This window comes from Nocardioides sp. Z13_37 (assembly GCF_058355585.1).
In genome coordinates this window covers 228,000-249,530 of sequence record NZ_JBZGDV010000003.1, presented here as the reverse complement: position 1 = coordinate 249,530, position 21,531 = coordinate 228,000, and the positions used below count along the sequence as shown (strand labels likewise).

The following is a 21,531-nucleotide window of genomic DNA, read 5'->3' as shown; positions in this document are numbered from 1 at the left end:
GGTGACGGCGCACCAGGCGCCGGCGGGCTTCACCGCGCCGGCCTACGGCGACCGCTCGCTCGCCGACGTGGTCCCGTCGGTCGCCCGCGCGCTCGGCGTCGAGCTCGAGGGCCACCCCGTCGGCATCGAGCTCCCACCGGCCCCGTCCTACGTCGTGTTCCTCATCGACGGCATGGGGGCCGAGCTGCTCGCCCGCTACGCGCACTCCGCGCCCTACCTGTCGTCGCTCCTCGACGGCGCGGCCATCGGCACCGCGGGGGTGCCCTCGACCACCGCGACGTCCCTCACCTCGCTCGGCACCGGGCTGCCGCCGGGCGCGCACGGCCTGGTCGGGTTCACGGCCCGGATCCCGGGCACCGACCGGCTGCTCAACCACCTGTGGTGGGACAAGGGCGTCGACCCGGTCGAGTGGCAGCCCCACCCGACCGCGCTCGGCCGGCTCGCGCACGCCGGGGTCAGGGTCACCTCGGTCAACAAGCGCGACTTCGAGGGGTCCGGACTCACCGTCGCCTCCCAGCGCGGGACGGCGTACGTCGGGGCCGACCGCGTCGGCGAGCGGATCGCCGCCGCCGTGGCCGCCTCGGCCGACCAGCCGTCGCTGACCTACGTCTACGACTCCGACCTCGACTGGACCGGCCACAAGTTCGGCGTCGCCTCGACCCAGTGGCTGCAGCAGCTGGCGATGGTCGACGCCGAGGCCGAGCAGCTGCGCGAGGCGCTGCCGCCCTCGACCCGCCTCGTGGTGGTCGCCGACCACGGCATGGTCGACAGCCCGCGTGACGCGCGGGTCGACGTCGACGAGGTCGACGGCATGCGCGACGGGGTGGCGCTGCTCGGCGGCGAGGCGAGGTTCCGCCACCTCTACTGCGCGGCCGGCGCCGTGCCCGACGTGGTCGCGAGCTGGCGCGAGGTGCTGGGGGAGCGGGCGAGCGTCGTGACCCGCGACGAGGCCATCGGCCTGGGATGGTTCGGCCCGGTCGCCCCGGGCGTGCTGCCGCGGCTGGGCGACGTGATGGTCGCCTGCCGCGACGACACCGCCGTGATGTCGTCGCGCGACTTCGCCTACGAGGACACCCTGGTCGGGCTGCACGGCTCGCTCACCTCGACCGAGATGCTGATCCCGATCCTCGTCGGGTGAGGGCCGGGTGAGGGCCGGGCGAGGGCCGGGCGACGGTCCGAGCCGGCTCAGCCGAACGGCAGGGGCTCCGGCGCCAGCGAGACCGCCTTGGCCCGCGCCGCGGTGAGCCGTCGGCGGTGGTGCTGGCGGCACAGCACCTCGTAGGCCACGTCGGCGGGCGGCTCGTCGACGGTGTCCACGTCGCCGACGACGACGACGTCGCCCTCGACGACCATCGCTCCGTTCTCGGTGCGGGCGTTGTGGGTGGCGCGCTTGCCGCACCAGCACAGCGCCTCGACCTGGAGGACGTTCATCCGGTCGGCGAGCTCGACGAGCCGCGCGCTGCCCGGGAAGAGCTGGGAGCGGAAGTCGGTCAGGATGCCGAACGCGAAGACGTCGATCTGCAGCTCGTCGACGACCTTGGCCAGCTGGTCGATCTGAGTGGCGGTGTAGAACTGGGCCTCGTCGCAGACGAGGTAGTCGATGCGGCCGCCGCGGGTCAGGGTGTCGACGACGTAGGCCCAGAAGTCGAAGCCCGCGTCGACCTCGAGCGCGTCGTGGGTGAGCCCGAGCCGGCTGGAGACCACCGCCTGACCGGAGCGGTCGTGGGTGGTGAAGATCCGGCCGACGCGTCCCCGGGCGGCGTGGTTGTGGTTGGTCTGGAGCGCCAGCGTCGACTTGCCGGAGTCCATCGTGCCCGTGAAGAAGTGCAGTTCAGCCATGTCCGGGGAATCCTGTCACAGTGCCGCCCCGGACGGGCGGCTACCGTGCCGGGCATGGACGTCGACTTCTCCCGCCGGCCGCTGGTCAGCCCCGACGAGCTGGCCGACGAGCTCGCCTCCGATCCCGGCCGGGTCACCGTCCTCGACGTGCGCTACGTCATGGGCGGGCCGCCGGGACGCGAGCTGCACGAGGCCAGCCACGTGCCGGGGGCGGCCTACGTCGACCTCGACGCCGACCTCGCCGACCCGCCGGGCGCGGGTGGACGCCACCCTCTGCCCGACCCGGCGCGGTTCGAGTCCGCGATGCGCCGTGCGGGCGTGCGTCGCGACCGTCCGGTGGTCGTGTATGACGACTGGCAGGGGCGGGCGGCCGCGCGGGCGTGGTGGCTGCTGCGCCACCACGGGCACAGCGAGGTGCGGGTGCTCGACGGCGGGTGGACCGCGTGGCTGGCCGACGGTCACCCCGCCGAGACCGGGCCGGTCGACGTCGCGCCGGGCGACTTCACCGTGGCGGCGGCGCCGCAGACGCCCGTCGTCGGGCCGGAGCATGTGCTCGACGTGGAGGTGCTCGTCGACGCGCGTGCCCCCGAGCGCTTCCGCGGCGACACCGAGCCCGTCGACCCCGTCGCCGGCCACATCCCGGGCGCGGTCAACGTGCCGACCACGGCCAACCTCGACGACCGCGGCCGGTTCCTGCCGCCGCACCGGCTTCGGGAGATGTACGGCCGAGTGGGCGCCGACACGGCGACGTCCGTCGCGGTCTACTGCGGCTCCGGCGTCACCGCGGCGCACGGCCTGCTCACGATGGAGGTGGCGGGCATCCGCGCGGCGCTCTACCCGGGCAGCTGGAGCGGCTGGATCACCGACCCCGACCGGCCCGTCGAGACCGGCTGATCAGCTCACCGAGACCCGGCGCCGACGCTCGGCGGACGTCAGCGGGTGGACGTCGACCTGGACCAGACGCGACCCTCAGTCGCCCTTGCCGCCGCCGAACATGATCTCGTCCCAGCTCGGCACCGACGCGCGACCGCGCTTGCGGGCCGGCTTGGACCGGGGCTCGCCCGCGGCCGCGGCGGCCGCGTCGGACTGCTGCTCGGACTGCTGGTCGGACTGCTGGTCGTTCCGGGGCTCGGGCGAGGGGGAGGGCTCCCCGGTGGCGGCCGGCTCGGCGGCACCACGGCTGCTGCGGGCGTCGCGCTCGTCGAGATAGGCCTCGACGGGCTGCTCGGCGCCCAGGTCAGGGGCGGGGAGCTCCATGGTGGTCTCCTCGGGAGAGGCGGGCGCCTCCTCGCCGGTGACCATCTCGATCGCGTCGTCGCCGAGCGGCATGTCTTCGTCCACCGCGCTGAGGCGCCGCCGCCGTGCGGCGGCGAGGTCGTCGGCGGCCGGCGAGGTGGCGGCGGCCGGGGCGGCGTCGCCGACGAGCCAGCGGGCGTCGTCGTCGTCGACGGTGACGAAGCTGCCGCGCGGGTCGTGGGAGAACGTGGCGGTGCCGACGCGGCCGGCCACCTCGTAGAGCGCGGTGAGGGTCCATCGGCCGTCCTCACGGCGCCAGGCGTCCCACTCGATGGTGGCCGGGTCGACGTTGTGCGAGCGCAGGTGGGCGCTCACGGCCTCGCCGAGCGTGCGGGCGCCCGACTCGCTGGCGCGGCGGCGTACGGAGGCGAGCTGGGCGCGCTGGGCGACGTGCGCGCGCTCGGCCATGACCGGCGCGGCGAAGGGCATGATCTTCTCCACCGAGGTGCCGGCCGCGTGGGCCACCGCCTCCGGTGACTCACCGGCTCGGATGCGTGCCTGGATGTCGCGTGGACGGAGGCTTGATTCCATCGGGATCTCCAACTGGCCGTTGCTGTCGGGGGCGCCGGTGAGCGCGCGGCGGAGCCGGGCGTCGATCGCCAGGGTGTGCTCCTGGCCCGACTCGTCCACCAGCAGCAGGCGCTTGCCGTCCCTGCTGCGTCCGGTGAACGTCAGCTTGGCCATCGACGGCGGGCTCCTGCCTGGCTGGTGGTCGGGGGATGGTCGCGGATGCGGGTGGCACCCGTGCGCTCGAGCCTACGCCAGCGCACCGCCCCAGAGCGGGCACCTCCGCGGCGCGCCCTAGGCTTCAGGGGTGCCCGGGACGGACTTCGCGACGACGATCATCGCGCTCGACCTGATCGGGATCTTCTTCTTCGCCGTCGCGGGGGCGCTGGTCGCCGTCCGCCGCAACCTCGACGTCTTCGCAGCACTCGTCCTGGGCGGCGTCACCGGGCTGGGCGGGGGCATCATCCGCGACGTGCTGATCGGGGACACGCCACCGGCGGCCCTGGCCGACTGGCGCTACCTGGTCGTCCCGGTCGTCGCCGGCCTCCTCACCTTCACGTTCCACCCCATCGTCGGGCGGCTCGAGCGCGTGGTGACGGTCTTCGACGCCGTGGGCCTGTCGATGTTCTGCGTCACCGGCGCGCTCAAGGCGGTCGACTACGGGCTCGACCCGGTGGCCGCCGCGCTGATGGGGATGGTGACCGGCATCGGCGGCGGGATGATCCGCGACGTCCTCGCGGGCACCGTGCCGGTCATCTTCGAGGGCGTGCTCTACGCCACCCCGGCCCTGGCCGGTGCCGTCGTCGCGGTCCTGCTCGACCGCACCGACCTGCCCCTGCTGGTGGTGGCGGCCGCGGGGTTCGCCACCTGCCTGGTCTGGCGGCTGCTCGCCCTGGTGCGGGGCTGGCAGGCGCCGCTGCCCAAGGGCCCCGCCAGCGTGTGAGCCACCTGGTCGCGGTCAGTCGCCGCGGTCAGTCGCCCGGCTCAGTCGCCCAGCACCCGGCGCAGGTGGGCGTTGGCGAAGACCCGGTCGGGGTCGAGCCGGTCGCGCAGCGCCAGGAAGTCCTCGAACCGGTCGTAGGCCGGCGCCAGGTCGGCAGCGGTGCGGGTGTGCACCTTGCCCCAGTGCGGCCGACCGCCGGCCTCGCGCAGCACCGGCTCGAGCCCGCCGAAGTAGGCCGTGTGGTCGGTGTCGGCCGGCACGTGGACGGCGAGGTAGAGGCTGTCGCGACCGTACGCGGTCGACAGTGCGACGTCGTCGGCCGGCGCCGTCCGGACCTCGACGGGGAAGGCGATCCGCCAGTCGCTGGCCTCGACGACCCGGCGGCACTCGCGCAGCACGTCGAGCCCGATCTCGCGCGGCACGGCGTACTCCATCTCCCGGAAGCGCACTCGTCGCGGGCTCACGAAGACGCGGTGCGCGAGGTCGGTGTAGCGGCGCTCGGACAGGGCGCGTCCGGCGACGCGGTTGATCCGGGGGACCAGGCCCGGGGCCCGCTCGCCGACCCGGCACAGCGCCCCGAAGGCCGTGTTGGAGACGAGCTCGTCCTCCCACCACGCGGCGAGCGCCGACGGCGGCTGCTGCTCGCCGGGGTCGAGGTCGGTGCGGACGTTCTGTTTGACCAGCATCCGGTCGGTGTGGGGGAACCAGTACATGTCCACGTGGTGCGCGGCGGCCACCATCTCGTCGTACGACGACAGCGCCCGGTCCCAGGTCATCGGCTGCTCGTGGGCCTCGACGACGAACAGCGGCTCGACGTGGAACGTCAGGCTGGTGAGGATGCCCAGGGCGCCGAGGCCGACCCGGCCCAGGTCGAGGACGTCGGGGTTCTCGGTGGCGGTGGCGCGGACCACCTCGCCGGTGCCGGTGACGAGCTCGAGCCCGGCGAGCTGGGCGGCCAGCCCGGCGGCCGTGCCGCCCGTGCCGTGCGTGCCGGTCGAGGTGGCGCCGGCGAGCGTCTGCTCGGCGATGTCCCCCATGTTGTGCACCGACAGCCCGAGCCGCTCGAGGGCGAGGTTGAGGTCCTTCAGCGGCGTGCCGGCCCGGGCGGTGACGGTCATCGCCTGCCGGTCGACCTCGACGACCCCGCGGAGCCCGTCGGGTCGCAGCAGGGTGTGCTCGGGGGCGGCGATCGCGGTGAAGCTGTGCCCGGTGCCGGTCATCTTGACGGTCGTCCCGGCCTCGCGGGCCCGGCGTACGACGTCGACCACGTCGTCGACCGACCGGGGCGTCTCGACGTGGCGGGGGACCGCCTCCTCGAGACCGGACCAGTTGCGCCAGAGGTGGCCGTGCAGGGCGGTGCTCATGCCCGCAGACTAGGGGCCCGGTCCGGTGTGCGTCCGCCGCGCGCCGTCTGTGCCGCGAGCGCGCCCAGCAGGCCGCCGGCCAGGGCCACGGCGTACGCGGCCGAGGCGCCGCTGTGGTCCACGACGAACCCGGCGATGCTCGCGCCAGGTGCCACGCCCGCGACGATCCCGGTGTGCAGGATCGCCATGCCCTCGGTGAGGCGACCGGCGGGCACGCCCTGCTCGACCATCGTCATCGCGCTGATCATGGTCGGGGCGATCGCGAGCCCGCCGACGAGCAGCACCACCGCCATGACGGGGATGGAGTCGACGAACATCAGCGGCGCCATGGCCAGCGCCATGGCGGCCGAGCCCCAGCGCAGCCGCACCTCGGGTCCGCTGCGCCAGGCGACCGCGCCGGTGACCAGGCCGGCGACGAGGCTGCCGAGGGACCACACCGCCAGGAGCCAGCCGGCCATCCAGCGCTTGCCCTGCTCCTCGGCGAAGGCGACGGTGGTGACCTCTGCGGCCCCGAACAGCGCCCCGAGCGTCAGGCAGACCAGGGCGAGCGGGAGCACCAGGCGCCACGGCATGGGCGGTCGGACCTCGCTCGGCGTGGTGCGGCCGGCGGGTGGCTCGGTGCGTCGCTGGGCCGCGAAGGCGTACGTGCCGACGAGGCCGCTCACGAGCGCGGCGGTGAGTCCGGCGACCGGGTGCCAGCTCGTGGCGAGCAGCGTGACCAGCACGGGGCCCACGACGAAGACCACCTCGTCGAGCACCGCCTCGAGGGCGAAGGCGGTCTGCTTCTCGCCGGGGTCGTCGAGCAGGTGCGACCACCGGGTGCGCACGCTCGCGCCGACCTGGGGGAGCGCCGCCCCGGAGACGGCGGCGAAGACGTAGGTCCAGGCCCTGGGCCAGTCCTGCTCGACCGCGAGCATCATCAGGGCCAGTCCCGCGCCGAACACCGAGATCGCCAGCGGCAGCACACGGGACTGGCCGTAGTGGTCGACCCACCGGCCGTGGAGGACCGCGAACGCCGCCTCGGCGAGCACGAACACGGCCGACACGGTGCCGGCGAGGCCGTAGGACCCGGTGCGCTGCTCGACGAGCAGCACGATGCCCAGGCCGACCATGGCGATCGGCAGCCGGGCGACGAGGGCGGCGCTGCTGAAGGCCAGCGCTCCCGGGCGCGCCAGCACCCGGCCGTAGGAGTCGAGCATCATCCGCATGGTAGGTCGCTCTACGCTGGCACCATGAATCCTGCGGGTCACCCCGACGTGAAGCCGTACGACGCCTTGCTGGTCCTCTCCTTCGGGGGCCCGGAGAGACCGGAGGACGTGGTGCCGTTCCTGGAGAACGTCACCCGTGGCCGGGGCATCCCCCGCGAGCGTCTCGAGCAGGTGGGGGAGCACTACTTCCTGTTCGGCGGCAAGAGCCCGATCAACGACCAGAACCGCGCGCTCATCGCAGCGCTGGAGAAGGACTTCGCCGACCAGGGGATCGACCTGCCGGTCTACTTCGGCAACCGCAACTGGGACCCCTACCTGGCCGACACCCTCGCCCGGATGACGGCGGACGGCGTGCAGCGGGCAGCGGTCTTCGCCACCTCGGCGTACTCGTCGTGGTCGTCGTGCCGGCAGTACCGCGAGAACCTGTGGGACGCCGTGGAGCAGACCGAGGGCGCGCCCCGGCTCGACAAGCTGCGGCAGTACTACAACCACCCCGGCTTCATCGAGCCCGTCGTCGACGCGTGCCTGGCGGCGCTGGCCGACCTGCCCACCAACGGCGAGGCGGCCCACCTGGTCTTCGTCACCCACTCGATCCCCACCGAGATGGCCGAGACCAGCGGGGCCCCGCCGGAGGCCGGCGCCCAGCCGCGCGGCGCCTACGTCAAGCAGCACCGCAGCGCCGTCGACGAGGTGGCCGACCGGGTGAAGGCGGCCACGGGTCGCTCGCACCGCCACGACCTCGTCTACTGCTCGCGCTCCGGGTCGCCGGCGACGCCGTGGCTCGAGCCGGACGTCAACGACCACCTCGAGGACCTGGCCAGCGACGGGGTGAGCCAGGTCGTGATGGTCCCGATCGGCTTCGTGTCCGACCACATGGAGGTCATCTACGACCTCGACACCGAGGCGATGGCGACGGCCGAGCGCCTCGGCATGCGGGCGGTCCGCGCCGCGACGGCTGGCACCGACCCGCGGTTCGTGGCCATGGTCCGCGACCTCGTGCTGGAGCGCGCCGCGACCGAGCGCGGGGAGCGGCCCGAGCGCCCGGCCCTCGGCTCGATGCCGGCCGGTCCCGACATCTGCGGGGCGGGCTGCTGCCCCAACCCGCGCGGACCCCGTCCGGCCCTCTGCGGAGCCGACTCGTGACGGCCACGCCCGCGGAGCTGCGCGACCTGGCCCGCTCGCTGGCCCACGAGGGGGCCGCCCTGGCCCGGGAGATGCGCGCGGGCGGGGTCGACGTCGCGAACACCAAGACCAGCGCGACCGACGTCGTCACCAGGGCCGACCACGCGGTCGAGGCACTGCTGCGCTCGCGCATCGCCGCCCAGCGGCCCGACGACGCCGTCCTCGGCGAGGAGGGGGACGACCTTGCCGGCACCTCCGGCGTGCGGTGGGTCCTCGACCCGATCGACGGCACCGTCAACTACCTCTACGGCCTCCACGACTGCGCCGTGTCGGTCGCCGCGGAGGTCGACGGCGAGGTCGTCGCCGGAGCCGTGGTCACCATCCCGACCGGCGTCGAGTACGCCGCCGCGCTCGGTCGGGGCGCCACGCGTGACGGGCGGCCGATCGGCGTACGCCCCTCGCCGCCGCTCGCCGAACGGCTGGTGCTGACCGGCTTCGGCTACGAGCGCCGGGTGCGCGAGCACCAGGCCCGCTGCATCGCGGCGCTGCTGCCGGAGGTTCGCGACATCCGCCGGCTGGGCTCGTCCGCCCTCGACCTGTGCCACGTGGCGGACGGCAGCGGCGACGCCTACGTCGAGGCCGGACCCCAGCCGTGGGACTGGTCGGCCGCGGGGCTCGTGCTGCGCGAGGCGGGCGGCCGCTTCGCGCTCCTCGACGGGACCTATGGTGTCGAGGAGCACTCCGCACGCCGGGTCGTCGTGGGAGCGCCCGCCGACGGGTGGGACGACTTCGTGGCGGCGATCACCAAGGCCGGTTTCCTCGCCTGACGACAGCCCGGGACGGGCTTTCCATCCGCCCTCGCGCCCCTTCGACGTGGGACCCTGTGGGGGTCCGGGGCAGACCTGACGAGGTGGGGCCGGTACGGGAATACCCAGACCTTGCCCACTGTTCAGGCGACACGTTCCGGACCGGCTCACCACGGAGCCTGTCCATGGTGCACAATCTGGCGCCGACGACGCGCACACACTTGGACGACCCGCCGCGATCCGGTCGGGTACGGGTCCACAGCATTGGGGAGAGAGATTTCGATGGCCACCGACTACGACGCACCGCGCAAGTCCGAGGAGGACCAGAGCGAGGAGAGCATCGAGGAGCTCAAGGCCCGACGCCACGACAAGAACTCTGGCAAGGTCGATGAGGACGAGACCGAGGCGGCCGAGTCCTTCGAGCTCCCGGGAGCCGATCTGTCGCACGAGGAGCTCGCCGTCGAGGTCATGCCTCGACAGGACGACGAGTTCACGTGCATGAGCTGCTTCCTGGTGCACCACCGGTCGCAGCTGGCCGATGAGAAGAAGCTCATCTGCCGCGACTGCATCTGAGCGGCACCACCTCCGACTCGACAGCGCCCGTCCCCGCAAGGGGGCCGGGCGCTGTGTCGTGCGCGGGACGTGACGGCTGGTAGGGCCCTGACAGCGCCTCAGGCCGCGCGCCTGGCTGCCAGGGCGCGATCGCGCCGCGCCTGGCGCTCCTCCTCGAGGTGCTCGGCCTCGGCGTGCAGCTGCCCGAAGGAGGGATGGTCGACGGGCGTGCCGTAGATCCGCCGCTCGATCGCCCTGATCCACGGGCAGGCGCGGTAGCGGATCGACGGCCGACCCAGCTGGCGCGACCGGTCGCGGCTCCTGAGGTACTCGACGCTCGTCATCGTCCTCAGCTCGCGGGGCACCCACCACCCGGTGACTCGGAGGTCCACGTGTGCGGGGTAGCGGCTCCCGCCCCGGGTGCGGGCGCCGTCGTCGCGCATCGGCTCCACGGGCTCCCCGGTCCACTCGTCGCGGAGGGCGACCGCGACGCCGGCGAGCCGCAGCAGGTGCTGCAGGACGCTCGCTCGCGGGCTCGTGCGGGCGGTCTCCCAGCGCGCGACGACCGACTGGGACACCCCGAGCACCTCGGCCAGCCCCCGCTGGGACACGTCGAGGATCCGCCTGACGCGGCGCACCAGCCCCGGCACGTCCCCGTCGACCGGCCCCCACACCAGCCAGTCCGGCCCGTCCTCTGCCGGTTCGATCGGTTCGATCGGTGCGGTCGTCCTTGGCGCCGTCGCGGTGTGGCTCATCCGCCGTCCTCCTGTGCGTTCGCGTGTCCTGGTATGAGCAGCGAACCGCGAGGAGCCGACACCCGACACCGCCCGTCCACAACGAGCGCCCTCGCCCACGCCGAAGCAGGTCTGTGGACGAGTTCTGGCCCGCCCGGGCGCGCCGCCGGGCCCGCTCCGCGCCTCGGGCGCTGCCGCACTGGCCAGTGAGTCGCGGGGAGACTCACCGGCCAGTGGCGGTAGGGCGGTCGGACCGCGATGTTGAGTCGCTGGGAGACTCACTGGCCAGTGGCGGCGGGCGCCACGCTCAAGGGCGTACGGGCACCAAGGAGCGCGCCACAGGGCGCTACGGGCGTTTCCGGGGGGTAGGCGCGGGTCGGCTCAGGGCCGGCGCGCGGTCGGGCCGGTAGGTGGGGCGCGTGGCCTCAGGGCGCTCGCGCGTGATCGGCCACGGTGGGGCGGAGGCTCAGGACTCCGGGACGGGGGCCTTGTCGGCGTTCTGGCCGTCCTTCTTGAGCTGCGGGGGGAGGTGGCCGGTCGACTTGGCGTAGTACTGCGCGGTGCGGCGGGCAGCGAACATGCGCGCGACGCCGATCAGCGTGCCGCTGACGGCGGCCCACAGGACGGCCTCGCCGACGCTCACGTCGGGGTCGGCGGGGTTGGCGGGCGGGTTCTTGCCGGTGGCCGCGCGCCAGGACGTGTTGAGGGCCTTCTTGGCCACCGCTGCGGCGCCGACCGCAGCGACGAGGGAGACCGCGGTGTAGAGCTTGCTGTTGTCCGAGGAGGATGAGGAGGCCATGGATTCACCCTACCCAGCAGATCGGCGCACCCGCCCCGCCTCGAGGGCTGAGACGAGCTCCTCGGGACGACGGCTGCTGACCAACCAGTAGGGGGTCGGGTCGGTGGGGTCGGCGATGTCCACGCGCACGCCGCGCTTGATGTAAGGACGCAGCAGCAGGTACGCCCGGGCGTCCGCGTCGACGCCGGCCTGGCGGCGTACGCCCTCGGCATCGAGGGCCGTGACGTCGCCGATGAGCTCGAGCGGGATGTGCGCCCGACCGGCCCGGAAGGTGGTGCTGTCGACCGACACCCGGGGACGGCCGTAGGACCCCAACAGGCCGATCAGCAGGAGCATCGCGACGGCCGTGACCGTCCAGGCGATGACCTCGGGCGTGGCGGCGAGGACGGCCAGCCACAGCGAGGCCACGAGCATCGTGCCCTGCACCCACCAGCGCAGCGGAACGGTGAGGCGTTCGGCGTAGTCCACGGCGCAGAGCCTATAGATTCGCTTCTCGTGCCCGACCACGACCCGACCCCTCGTCCCGCGCCCGCCACGGGACCCGCCACGGAGCCCGCCACGGAGCCCGGCCCGAAGCCCGACCCGGAGACCGAGCGTGAGCCCGACCTGGACATCGCCGTCGTGCGCCTGGACGCCGACCTCCCGCTGCCGTCGTACGCACACCCCGGGGACGCCGGCGCCGACCTGCACACGACCGTCGACCTCATCCTCGCTCCCGGAGAGCGGGCACTGGTGCCGACCGGGATCTCGATCGCGCTGCCGGACGGCTTCGTCGCCCTGGTCCACCCCCGCTCGGGCCTGGCGCACCGGCACGGACTGTCCATCGTCAACACGCCCGGCACGATCGACGCCGGATACCGCGGCGAGATCAAGGTGCTGCTCGTCAACCACGACCCCGTCGAGCCGGTGAGCCTCACCCGCGGGGACCGGATCGCCCAGCTGGTGGTCCAGCGCTTCGAGCGGGCGCGGTTCGTCGAGGTGGGGGTGCTGCCGGAGTCGGTCCGGGGCGCCGGGGGCTACGGTTCTACAGGTACCGGTTCGCGTCGATGAGCCGGGACCCGAAGGAGCGATGATCGAAGGAGTGCTGACGTGAAGTTCCGCCGCAAGGCCGACCCGTCCTCGGAGACCACGGACACCTCCACCGAGGACACCGCGGACACCCCTGCCGGCCCGGCACCGACCGGCGGCCCGTACGACGCCTCGCAGGTCGAGGGCGACGGCATCGAGCGCGCCGACCTCGGCTCCGTGCTGGTGCCGGCCATCGCCGACCGCGAGCTGCGGCTGCAGGTCGACGAGAAGAGCGGCCGGGTGCGCGCGGTGATGCTCGCCGGGTCGGACGGCGCGTGCGAGTTCCAGCCGTTCGCCGCGCCCCGGAACGGCGATCTGTGGTCGGAGGTCCGCCCGCAGATCGCGGCGGACATGGAACGCCGGGGCGGTCAGGCCACCGAGCGCGAGGGTCGGTGGGGCACCGAGCTGGTGTGCCAGATGCCGGTCAAGCGCCCGGACGGGACGACCGCGACCCAGCCGTCGCGCATCGTCGGGATCAACGGCGACCGCTGGATGCTGCGCGCCTCGTTCCTCGGCCGACCGGCTGTCGACCCCGAAGCGGCCCCCGAGTGGGAGGACGCGCTCGCCCAGGTCGTCGTCCGCCGCGGGGAGCAGGCCATGCCCGTGGGTGAGCCGCTCCCGGTGAAGCTGCCCGACGACGCCCGCCGGGTCAGGTGAGCGGTGGGCGAGAAGGGCCGGCTGCGCCAGGCACTGACGCGCTGGGCCGACAGCTCCGAGGCCCAGCAGCGCGAGCTGCGACAGTCCCACACGACCGACGGCGCGATCGCCATCGCGGACGCGCCCGAGCGTGAGCCCGTCGTGGTCAACGGCGTGCTCCGCACCGTGACGCTGCGCCCGCGCGGCGGCGTCCCCGCCCTCGAGGCCGAGCTCGACGACGGCTCCGGCGTGATCACCGTCGTGTGGCTCGGCCGCCGCCGCATCACCGGCGTCGACCCCGGGCGCTCGCTGAGCGTCGCCGGCTGCATCGGCCGGCAGGGCGGCGTACCGATCATGTTCAACCCTCGCTACGAGCTCCGCCCGTGAGCGAGCCGAGCCACCCCGGGAGCACGGGGAGCACCGGCACCACCGTCGCCACCGACACGGTCGAGGCGGTCGTCCGCAGCCAGCTCGCCAAGGCGCTCGGCGGCCGGCGCGGGATGGCCGAGGCGGCGCTGCCGACGATCCTGTTCACCGTCACCTGGCTCACCGCGAAGGACCTGCGGCTCGCGCTGTCGGTCAGCGTCGGGGCGGCGCTCGTGCTGCTCGTCGTGCGGCTGGTGCAGCGCTCGACGGTGCAGTTCGTCGTCAACGCGCTCCTCGGCATCGGCATCGGGTGGTTCTTCGTCCACCGTGCCGCCCAGGCGGGGGGCTCCGAGCAGGAGCAGGCCCTCGCCTACTTCCTGCCCGGCCTGCTCTACAACGGCGGGTACGCCGTCGTGCTCGCCTTCACCTGCCTGATCGGCTGGCCGCTCGTCGGTTTCATGGTCGGCAGCATCACCGGCGACGCGACGGCCTGGCACTCGGACAAGCAGGTCGTGAGGCTCTGCAGCCGGCTGACCTGGCTGCTCGTCGCCCCGTGCGTCATCCGCGTGGCGATCCAGGCCCCGATCTGGCTCGCCGGCAGCTCCGGCTCGATGGACGCCGACGCCGCCGTGGCGGCCCTCGGCGTACTGAAGATCGCGCTCGGCTGGCCGCTGCAGCTCGCCGCGCTCGCGTCGATGATCTGGCTGCTCTCGCGCAACCGGACGCCCGTCGCGCCGGACGCCCCGGCGACCTGAACCGGCCTGAGCCGACCTGCACCGGCGACCGGACCGACTCGGCGGGACCGGGGTTCGGGTCAGCGGTGGTGGTGGCCGGGGGAGAGCAGCTGCTCGAGCTCGGCCTCGACCTCCGCTGGCACGACGAAGAGCAGCTCGTCGCCGGACTCCAGGGGCTGCTCGGCCTCGGGTGTGTAGACCTGCCCGTCGCGCAGGATCGTGACCAGCGCGCAGTTGTCGGGGAACGGCACCAGGCCGGCGGGCGTCCCGACGTAGGGCGAGTCGGCCGACAAGGTGAGCTCGACGAGGTTGGCGTTGCCCTGGCGGAAGGTGAAGAGCCGCACCAGGTCGCCGATGGAGACGGCCTCCTCCACCAACGCGGACATGATGCGCGGGGTCGAGACGTTGACGTCGACGCCCCACGCCTCGGTGAAGAGCCACTCGTTGTTGGGGTGGTTGACCCGACCCACGGTGCGGGGCACCCCGAACTCGGTCTTGGCGAGCAGCGAGGTGACCAGGTTGGCCTTGTCGTCACCGGTGGCCGCGATGACCACGTCGCACTTGCCCAGCTGGGCCTCGGCCAGCGAGGACAGCTCGCACGAGTCCGCGAGCAGCCACTCGGCGTTCGGCACGCGCTCGGGTCGGATCGCGGAGGGGCTCTTGTCGATGAGCAGGATCTGGTGGCCGTTCTCGATCAGCTCCCGGGCGATCGATCGACCCACGGCTCCGGCTCCGGCGATGGCGACGCGCATGTTGCAGTGCTCCTGGGTCGGGGTGTCGGGGTCGGGGTGTCGGGGTCGGGGTGTCGGGGTCGGGGTGTCGGGATCGGGATGTCGTGCGGTCAGTCGTCCGAGGGGCTGGACTCGAGCACGGCGTAGGCGTGGGCGGCGTTCTCCTCGCGGATCACCAGGTGGAGCATGTCGCCCTCCTGCAGCACCGTCTCGCGCGTCGGCAGCATGCCCTCGCCGAGCCGGTCGATCCACGCGATCCGGCTGCGCGACTGCATCTGGAACTCGACGGTCCGGTGGCCGATCCAGCCCTCGGGGACCGGGACGTGGTCGACGCGGATCGTGCCGGACGGGTCGCGGAAGTCGGGCTCGGCGCCGGCGGGCAGGATGCGCCGCAGGACCTGGTCGGCCGTCCACTTCACCGTGGCCACGGTCGTGATGCCGAGGCGCTGGTAGACCTCGGCGCGACCCGGGTCGTAGATGCGGGCGACGACCTGCTGCAGGCCGAACGTCTCGCGCGCGACACGCGCCGCGATGATGTTGGAGTTGTCGCCGCTCGAGACGGCGGCGAACGCGTCGGCGCGGCGGATGCCGGCCTTCTCCAGCACCTGCTGGTCGAAGCCGTAGCCGGTGATCTTGTCGCCGTTGAACTCCGGTCCCAGGCGCCGGAAGGCATCGGGCTCGCTGTCGATGACCGACACGGTGTGGTTGCGGTCCTCGAGGCTGCGGGCGAGCGTCGACCCGACGCGGCCACAACCCATGATCACGACGTGCACGCCCGAACCGTATCCCAGCCGGGACTCCGCCCGCTGCGGGTCTAGGCTGCCGCCGTGAGTGTCGGGGATGTGTCCAAGCGGATCCTGCTGGGCCGCAAGCTGCGCAGCAGCCAGCTGGGCGAGACCCTGCTCCCCAAGCGGATCGCGTTGCCGGTGTTCGCCAGCGACGCCCTGTCGTCGGTCGCCTACGCGCCCGACGAGGTGTTCATCATGCTGGCCGTGGCCGGCGCGTCGACCTATGTCTGGTCGTGGAAGATCGGCCTCGCGGTCGCGCTGGTGATGCTCACCGTCGTGGCCAGCTACCGGCAGACGGTGCACGCCTACCCGTCCGGCGGGGGCGACTACGAGGTCGCCACCGTCAACCTCGGGCGCAACGCCGGCGTCACCGTGGCCAGCGCACTGCTGGTGGACTACGTGCTCACCGTCGCGGTGTCGGTCTCGTCGGCGTCGCAGTACGCCGCCGGCGCGATCCCGGCGTTCATCGGGCACGAGGCGACCGTCGGCGTGGTGGCTGTCGTGCTGCTGACGGCGATGAACCTGCGCGGCGTCCGTGAGTCCGGCTCGTTCTTCGCGGTGCCGACCTACCTGTTCATGGTCGCCATCCTGGGCATGTGCGCCTACGGGCTGCTGCGCCTGGTGGCCGGCGACCTCCCGCAGGCCGAGAGCGCCGACCTCGTCATCCAGCCCCAGCCGGGCTGGGAGGAGCCGCTGACCCAGATCGGCCTGATGTTCCTGCTGGCCCGGGCGTTCTCGTCGGGCTGCGCGGCCCTCACGGGGGTCGAGGCGATCAGCAACGGGGTGCCGGCGTTCCGCAAGCCCAAGAGCCGCAACGCCGCCACCACGCTGCTCCTCCTCGCGCTGATCGCGATCACGATGATGATGAGCGTCATCGTGCTCGCCAAGCAGATGGCGATCCGCTACGTCGACCCGCACGAGCTCGACCGGCTGCGTACGGCGTCGGGAGACGCGCTGCCCGCGGGGTACGACCAGCACCCCGTGATCGCCCAGATCGCCGCGGGCGTGTTCGACCACTTCCCGCCGGGCTTCTACTTCGTGCTCACCGTCACCGGGATCATCCTGGTGCTGGCGGCCAACACGGCGTTCAACGGCTTCCCCGTGCTCGGCTCGATCCTCGCCCAGGACGGGCTCGCGCCGCGCTCGCTCGGCTCCCGCGGCGACCGGCTCGCCTACAGCAACGGCATCGTGTTCCTCGCCGCGATGTCGATCCTGCTGATCTGGATCTTCGACGCCGAGACCACCAAGCTCATCCAGCTCTACATCGTCGGGGTGTTCGTCTCCTTCAACCTCAGCCAGCTCGGGATGATCCGGCACTGGTCGCGGCACCTGCGCACCGAGCGCGACCCCGCCGAGCGGCGCCGGATGATCCGCTCGCGCGCGATCAACACCTTCGGCCTCGGGATGACGGCCGTGGTCCTCGTGATCGTGCTGATCACCAAGTTCCTGGCCGGCGCGTGGATCACCATCCTCGCCATGGGCTTCTTCTTCCTGCTCATGCAGGCGATCGGGCGCCACTACGCGCGGGTGGAGCTCGAGCTGGCGGCGGACGAGCAGGACAAGGTGATGCCGACCCGGGTGCACGCCATCGTGCTCGCCTCCAAGCTCCACAAGCCGACGCTGCGGGCCCTCGCCTTCGCCCGCGCCACGCGGCCCAACGTCCTCGAGGCGATCTACGTCGGCGTCGACCCCCGCGCCACCTCGCAGCTGCTGGAGGAGTGGGACGACCGGCACCTGGACGTCCCGCTGAAGGTGCTGTACTCGCCCTACCGCGAGGTCGTGCGCCCGATCGTGGAGTACACCCAAGAGATCCGCCAGGCGAGCCCGCGCGGCGTCGTGGCGGTCTACATCCCCGAATACGTCGTCGGCCGCTGGTGGGAGCAGCTGCTCCACAACCAGACCGCGCTGCGGCTCAAGGGCCGCCTGCTGTTCACGCCCGGGGTCATGGTCATCTCGGTGCCCTACCAGCTCCGCTCGTCGCAGGTGGCCGAGGAGCGGCGCCGCGACGACGACGTACGCGTGCACGCCGGTGACCTGCGCCGCGGCCGCGTGGCCCCGCGCGGTCACGACCGGAAGGACGACGACTCGTGAGCCGCACCAACCGCCCCCGCCGCGCCCGCGGCCGCTCCCGGGTGGGGGAGCGCTTCGAGGTCGAGGTCGGACCGATCGCCCATGGCGGGCACTGCGTCGCCCGGCTCCCCGAGCCCGAGTCGCGGGTGGTGTTCGTGCGCCATGCGCTGCCCGGCGAGCGGGTGCTCGTGCAGATCACCGAGGGCAACGACGGCGACCGCTTCTGGCGCGGCGACGCCGTCCGCGTCGACGAGCCGTCCCCCGACCGCGTCCCGCCGCCGTGCCCCTACGCCGGCCCGGGCCTGTGCGGCGGCTGCGACTTCCAGCACGTGGCGCTGCCCGCCCAGCGCGACCTCAAGGCCGCCGTCGTCCGCGAGCAGCTCGTGCGGCTCGGCCGCCTCGACCCCGCCTCCGAGCTGGTCGCCGGGCTGTCCGTCGAGGCGGTGCCCGTGCCCGGTCGTCCCGACGACGGCCTGCGCTGGCGCACCCGGCAGCGCTACGCCGTGCTGCCGGACGGCCGCCCGGCGATGCGCGCGCACCGCTCCCACCGCCTCGTCGCAGTCGACGACTGCCTGATCGCTGCCGAAGAGGCGCGCCCGCGTCCGGGCGCCGAGCCGGGGCCGCACGGCGAGTGGTCGCCGGGCGAGCCCGAGGCCGAGGCGTCGTCGCACGACGTGACCGTGGGGAGCGCGACCCACCCGTTCTCCGTCGCCGCCGACGGCTTCTGGCAGGTCCACCCGGCGGCGCCGAGCGTCCTGGTCGAGACGGTGCTCGACCTGCTGGACCCGGCGCCGGGGGAGCGCGCGCTCGACCTCTACGCCGGCGTCGGGCTGTTCGCGCGGTTCGTCGGTGAGGCCACCGGGGCCCGGGTGGTGGCGGTCGAGGCCGATCGCACCGCGTGCCGCCACGCCAGGGCCAACCTGTCCGCCCTGACGGCCGCCGCGGTCGAGTGCGGCCCGACCGACCGGGTGCTGCGCGACGGGCTCGACGAGCCCTTCGACCTCGTCGTGCTCGACCCTCCCCGCGAGGGCGCCAAGCGCACGGTCGTGGAGCAGGTCGTCGACCGCCGCCCCCGTGCGGTGGCGTACGTCGCCTGCGACCCTGCGGCGCTGGGCCGCGACGTCGCGATCTTCGCCGAGCACGACTACGAGCTCACCGCGATCCGGGCCTTCGACCTCTTCCCGATGACACACCACGTCGAGTGCGTCGCGCTGCTGGAGAGAACCGGCTCTGACCTGCGGTGATGCGATTCGGGTCCTCGATTCGCCCGACGCAGCTCCTTGACCTCACGTTCGAGCTCAGCGATCCGCTGCGCCTCGCCATCCGGATCGCTCCCGAAGCTCATCCGGGTACTTCCTCGGTGCTGCCCTGAACTCTCATCCCTCCGTGGAATGAGAGTCCCCATCAGACCCCGCACGGGACAGGCTTCGAGTTGCTGACACCCGGCGGATCAGTGGGATCAGGGGGCGGTAGAAGCGCCGGACGACGGGGCCTGGGAGGTATCCGTGGCGTTCCTCGAGCCACACCCTGGAGCGCGGGTGGCGGCGGAACACGATGAGCCGTAGGCCGAGTCTCGCGAGGCTCGAGGCGGCGCCGAAGTCGAAGTCGGGTTCGACGGTGTGCAACTCGATGAGGGACAGATGTTTCGTGCTGATGAAGCCGTACTGCTTCGGGCTGACCAGGCGCAGCGGCGCGCCGTGGTCCGGCGAGAGCGGTTCTCCGTCCAGGACGTCGACCACCAGCACGTCGTCGTCCATGACGTCCTCGGCGCAGACGACTGAGCGGTAGCCATCGAGTCCGCCGAACGTGACGTGGGTGATCTCCGTTCCAGTGGCCAACCGAGGTGCGATGAGATGCTCGTAGAACGTGGGGAAGGTGACGCCCTCCCAGTGCACGTCCGTCGCGGTCCAGCCTCCGACGCAGTGGAAGTCGCGAGTCCGGGAGACCCTCGGGAGGGCGCGGAAAGTGGACAGTGGAACAACGAAGGCGTCCATGCCGGCACCCATGATCTCGATGTGATGGTCGCGCGGGGTCTGCGGCGGCGGACGGTGCAGATGAGTTCCGAAGCGCGGAAATCCCTCGATGCGTCTCTGTCCGGGGGGCAAGGCACGGGCGGTGCTCATCTCACTCGTCCTGCCGTGCTCTTGTTGGCCCAGGCGGCAAACCCCTCGCGGTATGTGGGGTGAGCCGGCCGCCAGCCCAGATCCGACTCAGCCCGGTCATTGGATACGTTCATCGAGGTGGCCTCAGCGAGCAGATCGCGGCGCCACGTCCTGGCCGACTGGCGCTCGAGGGCTGGGTACACGATGAGGTAGCGGAACGGCCTGATGAAGGCCAGGTAGGCCTCTCCGAGGAGCCCGCGCGGCTTCACGTACACGGCCATCTGCGCGTGGAAGGAACCGCCGGCCCGAGGCGCCCAACCCAGGTGCATCACTCCATGGACGGTCTTGTTGGAGATCTCGGCGGCGAACTCGTCCGCGGTGAGGTACAGCGGCACAAAGGGCAGGTGCTCGAATCTCACGCCGTCGGCCGTGCCAATGAGGTCCGAGGGAAGGCGCCCGGCCAACGTTCGCTCCGCGGTCCCGGGGATCGCCAACCCCGCAGGCTCGTGCGGTGCCGAGATCCCACCCAGATCGAACCAGCGCCCAAGAAGGTCGCGAACCTGCCACAGGAGTCGCGTTGGTCCGTGCGGAGACGTGGCTGGATTGCTCGCAGTCGCCAAGCGGACCACGCGCTCAAAGTCTGCAGCAGGTCCAGAGATCTCCGGCTGGGCCCAGACGTCCTCGAGCGTGAAGTCCGGCAGTAGCTCGTGGATGCGCCAAGCCCGGTTCAGGTTCAGGTGCTCTGCTCTGGATATCCGCATGTGATCTCCGTCCACGATGTGTACGCCTGCGTATGGAACGTAGGACGTGGGTGGCGCCGGCGTCAATACGCTGGCGTATATTCCGGGCATGGCTACTGCGAAGACCCCTGCTGCGGAGTGGATCGCCGCGGGCCTCCGGGCCCTGGCTTCGGGTGGTCCCGACGCGGTCCGGGTCGAACGACTCGCCGCCGAACTGGGCGTAACCAAAGGTGGCTTCTACTGGCATTTCGCGGACCGGCGCGACTTCCTCGACAAGTTGCTGGACGCGTGGGAGACCACGGTCGTCGAGGAGGTCATCAGCCACATCGAGACTCATGGCGGCGCGGCGCGGGAGCGCCTGTCGGGGCTCTTCGAAGTGGCCGTCCTCCTGGCCGACGTGGACGGCGGGCTTCGCGCAGAGCCTGCGATTCGAGATTGGGCCCGGCGGGATCCCGCCGTCGCTGAGCGGCTTCGTCGCATAGACGGCCGGCGGATGGACTTCATGCGGTCCCTCTTCCTTCAGTTCTGTCGCGAACCACTAGATGCAGAGGCCCGCTGCCTCCAGGCGTACTCGCTCTTGATCGGCAGCTACTTCCTCCGCCCCGACCACGGCGACCTCGCCCACACGCAGGTGCTCGAGCGAGCCTTCGAGCACCTGCTCAGATAGCGGGTCCCGATGACGCACCACGTCGAGTGTGTCGCGCTGCTGGAGCCGCGGCGCCGCTGACTGCTTGCCACGCCCGCGGTGCGGCGCGAGGCTGGGCGCATGGCCAGCTACGACGTCAACCCGGCGGCCGTCACTTACGCGCGCCGCCTCATCGACGGCCGGCAGTACGTCCTCGACAGCGACTGGGGGCAGGTGCAGCCCGACGCTGAGGCGGAGAACGCCTATCTCGAGCGCCACTCGTGGGACGACTACGGCGCGTGGCACCTCGGTCTCACCGAGGGTGCGAGCGACGGGACCAAGGCGCGCTACGCGTTCGTCTACGGCGACCTGCGGCGCGTGCACCGCTCCGGGCTGATCGCGTGCGTCTACCGCGCGGCGGAGTGGCGTCACAAGGCGGTCGAGCTGGCGGCGCACGCCCTGCTCCAGCGCCTCGACCAGATGGCCGGCATCGACTGAGCG

At 72.6% G+C, this 21,531-nt stretch carries 25 protein-coding genes; 14 read left to right on the top strand and 11 right to left on the bottom strand.

Translation table 11 applies throughout. From position 1 onward, the window contains the following. Position 1: 1 nt before the first annotated feature. Positions 2–1,138: an alkaline phosphatase family protein gene (locus AC4H2S_RS10850; protein ID WP_491496986.1), complete on the top strand. Its 1,137-nt coding sequence runs from the start codon at positions 2–4 to the stop codon at positions 1,136–1,138. Between the two features lie 47 nt (positions 1,139–1,185). Here the strand turns inward: AC4H2S_RS10850 and AC4H2S_RS10845 are convergent, their stop codons facing one another. Further along, positions 1,186–1,839 carry a thymidine kinase gene (locus AC4H2S_RS10845; RefSeq protein WP_491496985.1) on the bottom strand — a complete coding sequence of 218 codons (654 nt, stop codon included), beginning with the start codon at positions 1,837–1,839 and terminating at the stop codon, positions 1,186–1,188. Between the two features lie 54 nt (positions 1,840–1,893). Here AC4H2S_RS10845 and AC4H2S_RS10840 point away from each other — a divergent pair, with 54 nt between their 5' ends. After that, positions 1,894–2,733 (top strand): sulfurtransferase, encoded by an 840-nt coding sequence (locus tag AC4H2S_RS10840; protein ID WP_491496984.1) that lies wholly within the window; start codon positions 1,894–1,896, stop codon positions 2,731–2,733. A gap of 75 nt (positions 2,734–2,808) precedes the next feature. Here the strand turns inward: AC4H2S_RS10840 and sepH are convergent, their stop codons facing one another. Continuing rightward, positions 2,809–3,819, bottom strand: a complete 1,011-nt coding sequence (gene sepH, locus AC4H2S_RS10835; protein ID WP_491496983.1) for a septation protein SepH — start codon at positions 3,817–3,819, stop codon at positions 2,809–2,811. Between the two features lie 130 nt (positions 3,820–3,949). On the opposite strand from sepH, the gene AC4H2S_RS10830 reads away from it, so the two are divergent. Further along, positions 3,950–4,585, top strand: coding sequence for a trimeric intracellular cation channel family protein (locus AC4H2S_RS10830; protein WP_491496982.1), 636 nt, complete (start codon positions 3,950–3,952; stop codon positions 4,583–4,585). 41 nt (positions 4,586–4,626) lie between these two features. On the opposite strand, the gene AC4H2S_RS10825 is transcribed toward AC4H2S_RS10830, so the two are convergent. Together AC4H2S_RS10825 and AC4H2S_RS10820 are read right to left on the bottom strand one after the other, a co-directional pair. Next, positions 4,627–5,949, bottom strand: a complete 1,323-nt coding sequence (locus tag AC4H2S_RS10825; RefSeq protein WP_491496981.1) for a D-arabinono-1,4-lactone oxidase — start codon at positions 5,947–5,949, stop codon at positions 4,627–4,629. Next, positions 5,946–7,148, bottom strand: a complete 1,203-nt coding sequence (locus tag AC4H2S_RS10820; RefSeq protein ID WP_491496980.1) for an MFS transporter — start codon at positions 7,146–7,148, stop codon at positions 5,946–5,948. Before AC4H2S_RS10820 ends, AC4H2S_RS10825 begins: the two co-directional genes overlap by 4 nt. A 33-nt stretch (positions 7,149–7,181) precedes the next feature. Here AC4H2S_RS10820 and AC4H2S_RS10815 point away from each other — a divergent pair, with 33 nt between their 5' ends. The 3 genes from AC4H2S_RS10815 to AC4H2S_RS10805 all read left to right on the top strand — a co-directional run bounded on the left by AC4H2S_RS10815 (position 7,182) and on the right by AC4H2S_RS10805 (position 9,658). After that, positions 7,182–8,300 (top strand): ferrochelatase, encoded by a 1,119-nt coding sequence (locus AC4H2S_RS10815; protein WP_491496979.1) that lies wholly within the window; start codon positions 7,182–7,184, stop codon positions 8,298–8,300. Beyond that, positions 8,297–9,106: an inositol monophosphatase family protein gene (locus tag AC4H2S_RS10810; protein WP_491496978.1), complete on the top strand. Its 810-nt coding sequence runs from the start codon at positions 8,297–8,299 to the stop codon at positions 9,104–9,106. The genes AC4H2S_RS10815 and AC4H2S_RS10810 overlap by 4 nt, the downstream gene beginning before the upstream one ends. A gap of 261 nt (positions 9,107–9,367) precedes the next feature. Continuing rightward, a complete protein-coding gene (locus AC4H2S_RS10805) occupies positions 9,368–9,658 on the top strand; it encodes a DUF4193 domain-containing protein (protein WP_056600397.1) in 291 nt (96 codons plus the stop codon). Between the two features lie 98 nt (positions 9,659–9,756). Here AC4H2S_RS10805 and AC4H2S_RS10800 read toward each other — a convergent pair whose 3' ends face one another. From AC4H2S_RS10800 to AC4H2S_RS10790, 3 genes are all read right to left on the bottom strand, one after another. Further along, on the bottom strand, positions 9,757–10,392 hold the full coding sequence (locus AC4H2S_RS10800) for a helix-turn-helix domain-containing protein (RefSeq protein WP_491496977.1): 636 nt from the start codon (positions 10,390–10,392) through the stop codon (positions 9,757–9,759). Positions 10,393–10,837: 445 nt separating this feature from the next. Next, a complete protein-coding gene (locus tag AC4H2S_RS10795; RefSeq protein WP_491496976.1) occupies positions 10,838–11,170 on the bottom strand; it encodes a DUF4235 domain-containing protein in 333 nt (110 codons plus the stop codon). 9 nt (positions 11,171–11,179) lie between these two features. After that, the gene (locus AC4H2S_RS10790; protein ID WP_491496975.1) at positions 11,180–11,638 is read right to left on the bottom strand and encodes a DUF3093 domain-containing protein; all 459 of its coding nucleotides are present in this window, start codon (positions 11,636–11,638) and stop codon (positions 11,180–11,182) included. 138 nt (positions 11,639–11,776) lie between these two features. Between AC4H2S_RS10790 and dut the strand changes: the two genes are divergently transcribed. The 4 genes from dut to AC4H2S_RS10770 are packed head-to-tail and all read left to right on the top strand — an operon-like array spanning position 11,777 to position 13,995. Beyond that, on the top strand, positions 11,777–12,220 hold the full coding sequence (gene dut / locus AC4H2S_RS10785; RefSeq protein WP_491497079.1) for a dUTP diphosphatase: 444 nt from the start codon (positions 11,777–11,779) through the stop codon (positions 12,218–12,220). A gap of 39 nt (positions 12,221–12,259) precedes the next feature. After that, positions 12,260–12,895 carry a DUF3710 domain-containing protein gene (locus AC4H2S_RS10780; RefSeq protein WP_491496974.1) on the top strand — a complete coding sequence of 212 codons (636 nt, stop codon included), beginning with the start codon at positions 12,260–12,262 and terminating at the stop codon, positions 12,893–12,895. Positions 12,896–12,898: 3 nt separating this feature from the next. Then, positions 12,899–13,261, top strand: coding sequence for an OB-fold nucleic acid binding domain-containing protein (locus tag AC4H2S_RS10775; protein WP_491496973.1), 363 nt, complete (start codon positions 12,899–12,901; stop codon positions 13,259–13,261). Continuing rightward, positions 13,258–13,995 carry a DUF3159 domain-containing protein gene (locus AC4H2S_RS10770; RefSeq protein ID WP_491496972.1) on the top strand — a complete coding sequence of 246 codons (738 nt, stop codon included), beginning with the start codon at positions 13,258–13,260 and terminating at the stop codon, positions 13,993–13,995. Before AC4H2S_RS10775 ends, AC4H2S_RS10770 begins: the two co-directional genes overlap by 4 nt. 59 nt (positions 13,996–14,054) lie before the next feature. Here AC4H2S_RS10770 and AC4H2S_RS10765 read toward each other — a convergent pair whose 3' ends face one another. Beyond that, positions 14,055–14,726: a potassium channel family protein gene (locus tag AC4H2S_RS10765; protein WP_491496971.1), complete on the bottom strand. Its 672-nt coding sequence runs from the start codon at positions 14,724–14,726 to the stop codon at positions 14,055–14,057. Positions 14,727–14,815: 89 nt separating this feature from the next. Then, positions 14,816–15,478 (bottom strand): potassium channel family protein, encoded by a 663-nt coding sequence (locus AC4H2S_RS10760; protein ID WP_491496970.1) that lies wholly within the window; start codon positions 15,476–15,478, stop codon positions 14,816–14,818. Between the two features lie 54 nt (positions 15,479–15,532). On the opposite strand from AC4H2S_RS10760, the gene AC4H2S_RS10755 reads away from it, so the two are divergent. Continuing rightward, entirely contained in the window at positions 15,533–17,584 is a 2,052-nt protein-coding gene (locus tag AC4H2S_RS10755; protein ID WP_491496969.1) for an APC family permease, read from the top strand. Continuing rightward, positions 17,581–18,807, top strand: a complete 1,227-nt coding sequence (locus AC4H2S_RS10750) for a class I SAM-dependent RNA methyltransferase (protein WP_491496968.1) — start codon at positions 17,581–17,583, stop codon at positions 18,805–18,807. The genes AC4H2S_RS10755 and AC4H2S_RS10750 overlap by 4 nt, the downstream gene beginning before the upstream one ends. A gap of 132 nt (positions 18,808–18,939) precedes the next feature. Here the strand turns inward: AC4H2S_RS10750 and AC4H2S_RS10745 are convergent, their stop codons facing one another. Together AC4H2S_RS10745 and AC4H2S_RS10740 are read right to left on the bottom strand one after the other, a co-directional pair. Beyond that, positions 18,940–19,686: a molybdopterin-dependent oxidoreductase gene (locus tag AC4H2S_RS10745; protein ID WP_491496967.1), complete on the bottom strand. Its 747-nt coding sequence runs from the start codon at positions 19,684–19,686 to the stop codon at positions 18,940–18,942. Further along, positions 19,683–20,426: a DUF2867 domain-containing protein gene (locus tag AC4H2S_RS10740; protein WP_491497078.1), complete on the bottom strand. Its 744-nt coding sequence runs from the start codon at positions 20,424–20,426 to the stop codon at positions 19,683–19,685. Before AC4H2S_RS10740 ends, AC4H2S_RS10745 begins: the two co-directional genes overlap by 4 nt. An 88-nt stretch (positions 20,427–20,514) precedes the next feature. Here AC4H2S_RS10740 and AC4H2S_RS10735 point away from each other — a divergent pair, with 88 nt between their 5' ends. Then, positions 20,515–21,072 carry a TetR/AcrR family transcriptional regulator gene (locus tag AC4H2S_RS10735; RefSeq protein ID WP_491496966.1) on the top strand — a complete coding sequence of 186 codons (558 nt, stop codon included), beginning with the start codon at positions 20,515–20,517 and terminating at the stop codon, positions 21,070–21,072. Positions 21,073–21,171: 99 nt separating this feature from the next. Next, a complete protein-coding gene (locus AC4H2S_RS10730; RefSeq protein WP_491496965.1) occupies positions 21,172–21,528 on the top strand; it encodes a hypothetical protein in 357 nt (118 codons plus the stop codon). Positions 21,529–21,531 lie beyond the last annotated feature (3 nt).

Bases quoted from the DNA above. Each gene is read 5' to 3' on its own strand.
- AC4H2S_RS10845 (WP_491496985.1), bottom strand. From the start codon at position 1,839: ATGGCTGAACTGCACTTCTTCACGGGCACGATGGACTCCGGCAAGTCG.
- AC4H2S_RS10840 (WP_491496984.1), top strand. From the start codon at position 1,894: ATGGACGTCGACTTCTCCCGCCGGCCGCTGGTCAGCCCCGACGAGCTG.
- sepH (WP_491496983.1), bottom strand. From the start codon at position 3,819: ATGGCCAAGCTGACGTTCACCGGACGCAGCAGGGACGGCAAGCGCCTG.
- AC4H2S_RS10825 (WP_491496981.1), bottom strand. From the start codon at position 5,949: ATGAGCACCGCCCTGCACGGCCACCTCTGGCGCAACTGGTCCGGTCTC.
- AC4H2S_RS10820 (WP_491496980.1), bottom strand. From the start codon at position 7,148: ATGCTCGACTCCTACGGCCGGGTGCTGGCGCGCCCGGGAGCGCTGGCC.
- AC4H2S_RS10815 (WP_491496979.1), top strand. From the start codon at position 7,182: ATGAATCCTGCGGGTCACCCCGACGTGAAGCCGTACGACGCCTTGCTG.
- AC4H2S_RS10805 (WP_056600397.1), top strand. From the start codon at position 9,368: ATGGCCACCGACTACGACGCACCGCGCAAGTCCGAGGAGGACCAGAGC.
- AC4H2S_RS10800 (WP_491496977.1), bottom strand. From the start codon at position 10,392: ATGAGCCACACCGCGACGGCGCCAAGGACGACCGCACCGATCGAACCG.
- AC4H2S_RS10795 (WP_491496976.1), bottom strand. From the start codon at position 11,170: ATGGCCTCCTCATCCTCCTCGGACAACAGCAAGCTCTACACCGCGGTC.
- AC4H2S_RS10765 (WP_491496971.1), bottom strand. From the start codon at position 14,726: ATGCGCGTCGCCATCGCCGGAGCCGGAGCCGTGGGTCGATCGATCGCC.
- AC4H2S_RS10745 (WP_491496967.1), bottom strand. From the start codon at position 19,686: ATGAGCACCGCCCGTGCCTTGCCCCCCGGACAGAGACGCATCGAGGGA.
- AC4H2S_RS10740 (WP_491497078.1), bottom strand. From the start codon at position 20,426: ATGCGGATATCCAGAGCAGAGCACCTGAACCTGAACCGGGCTTGGCGC.
- AC4H2S_RS10735 (WP_491496966.1), top strand. From the start codon at position 20,515: ATGGCTACTGCGAAGACCCCTGCTGCGGAGTGGATCGCCGCGGGCCTC.
- AC4H2S_RS10730 (WP_491496965.1), top strand. From the start codon at position 21,172: ATGGCCAGCTACGACGTCAACCCGGCGGCCGTCACTTACGCGCGCCGC.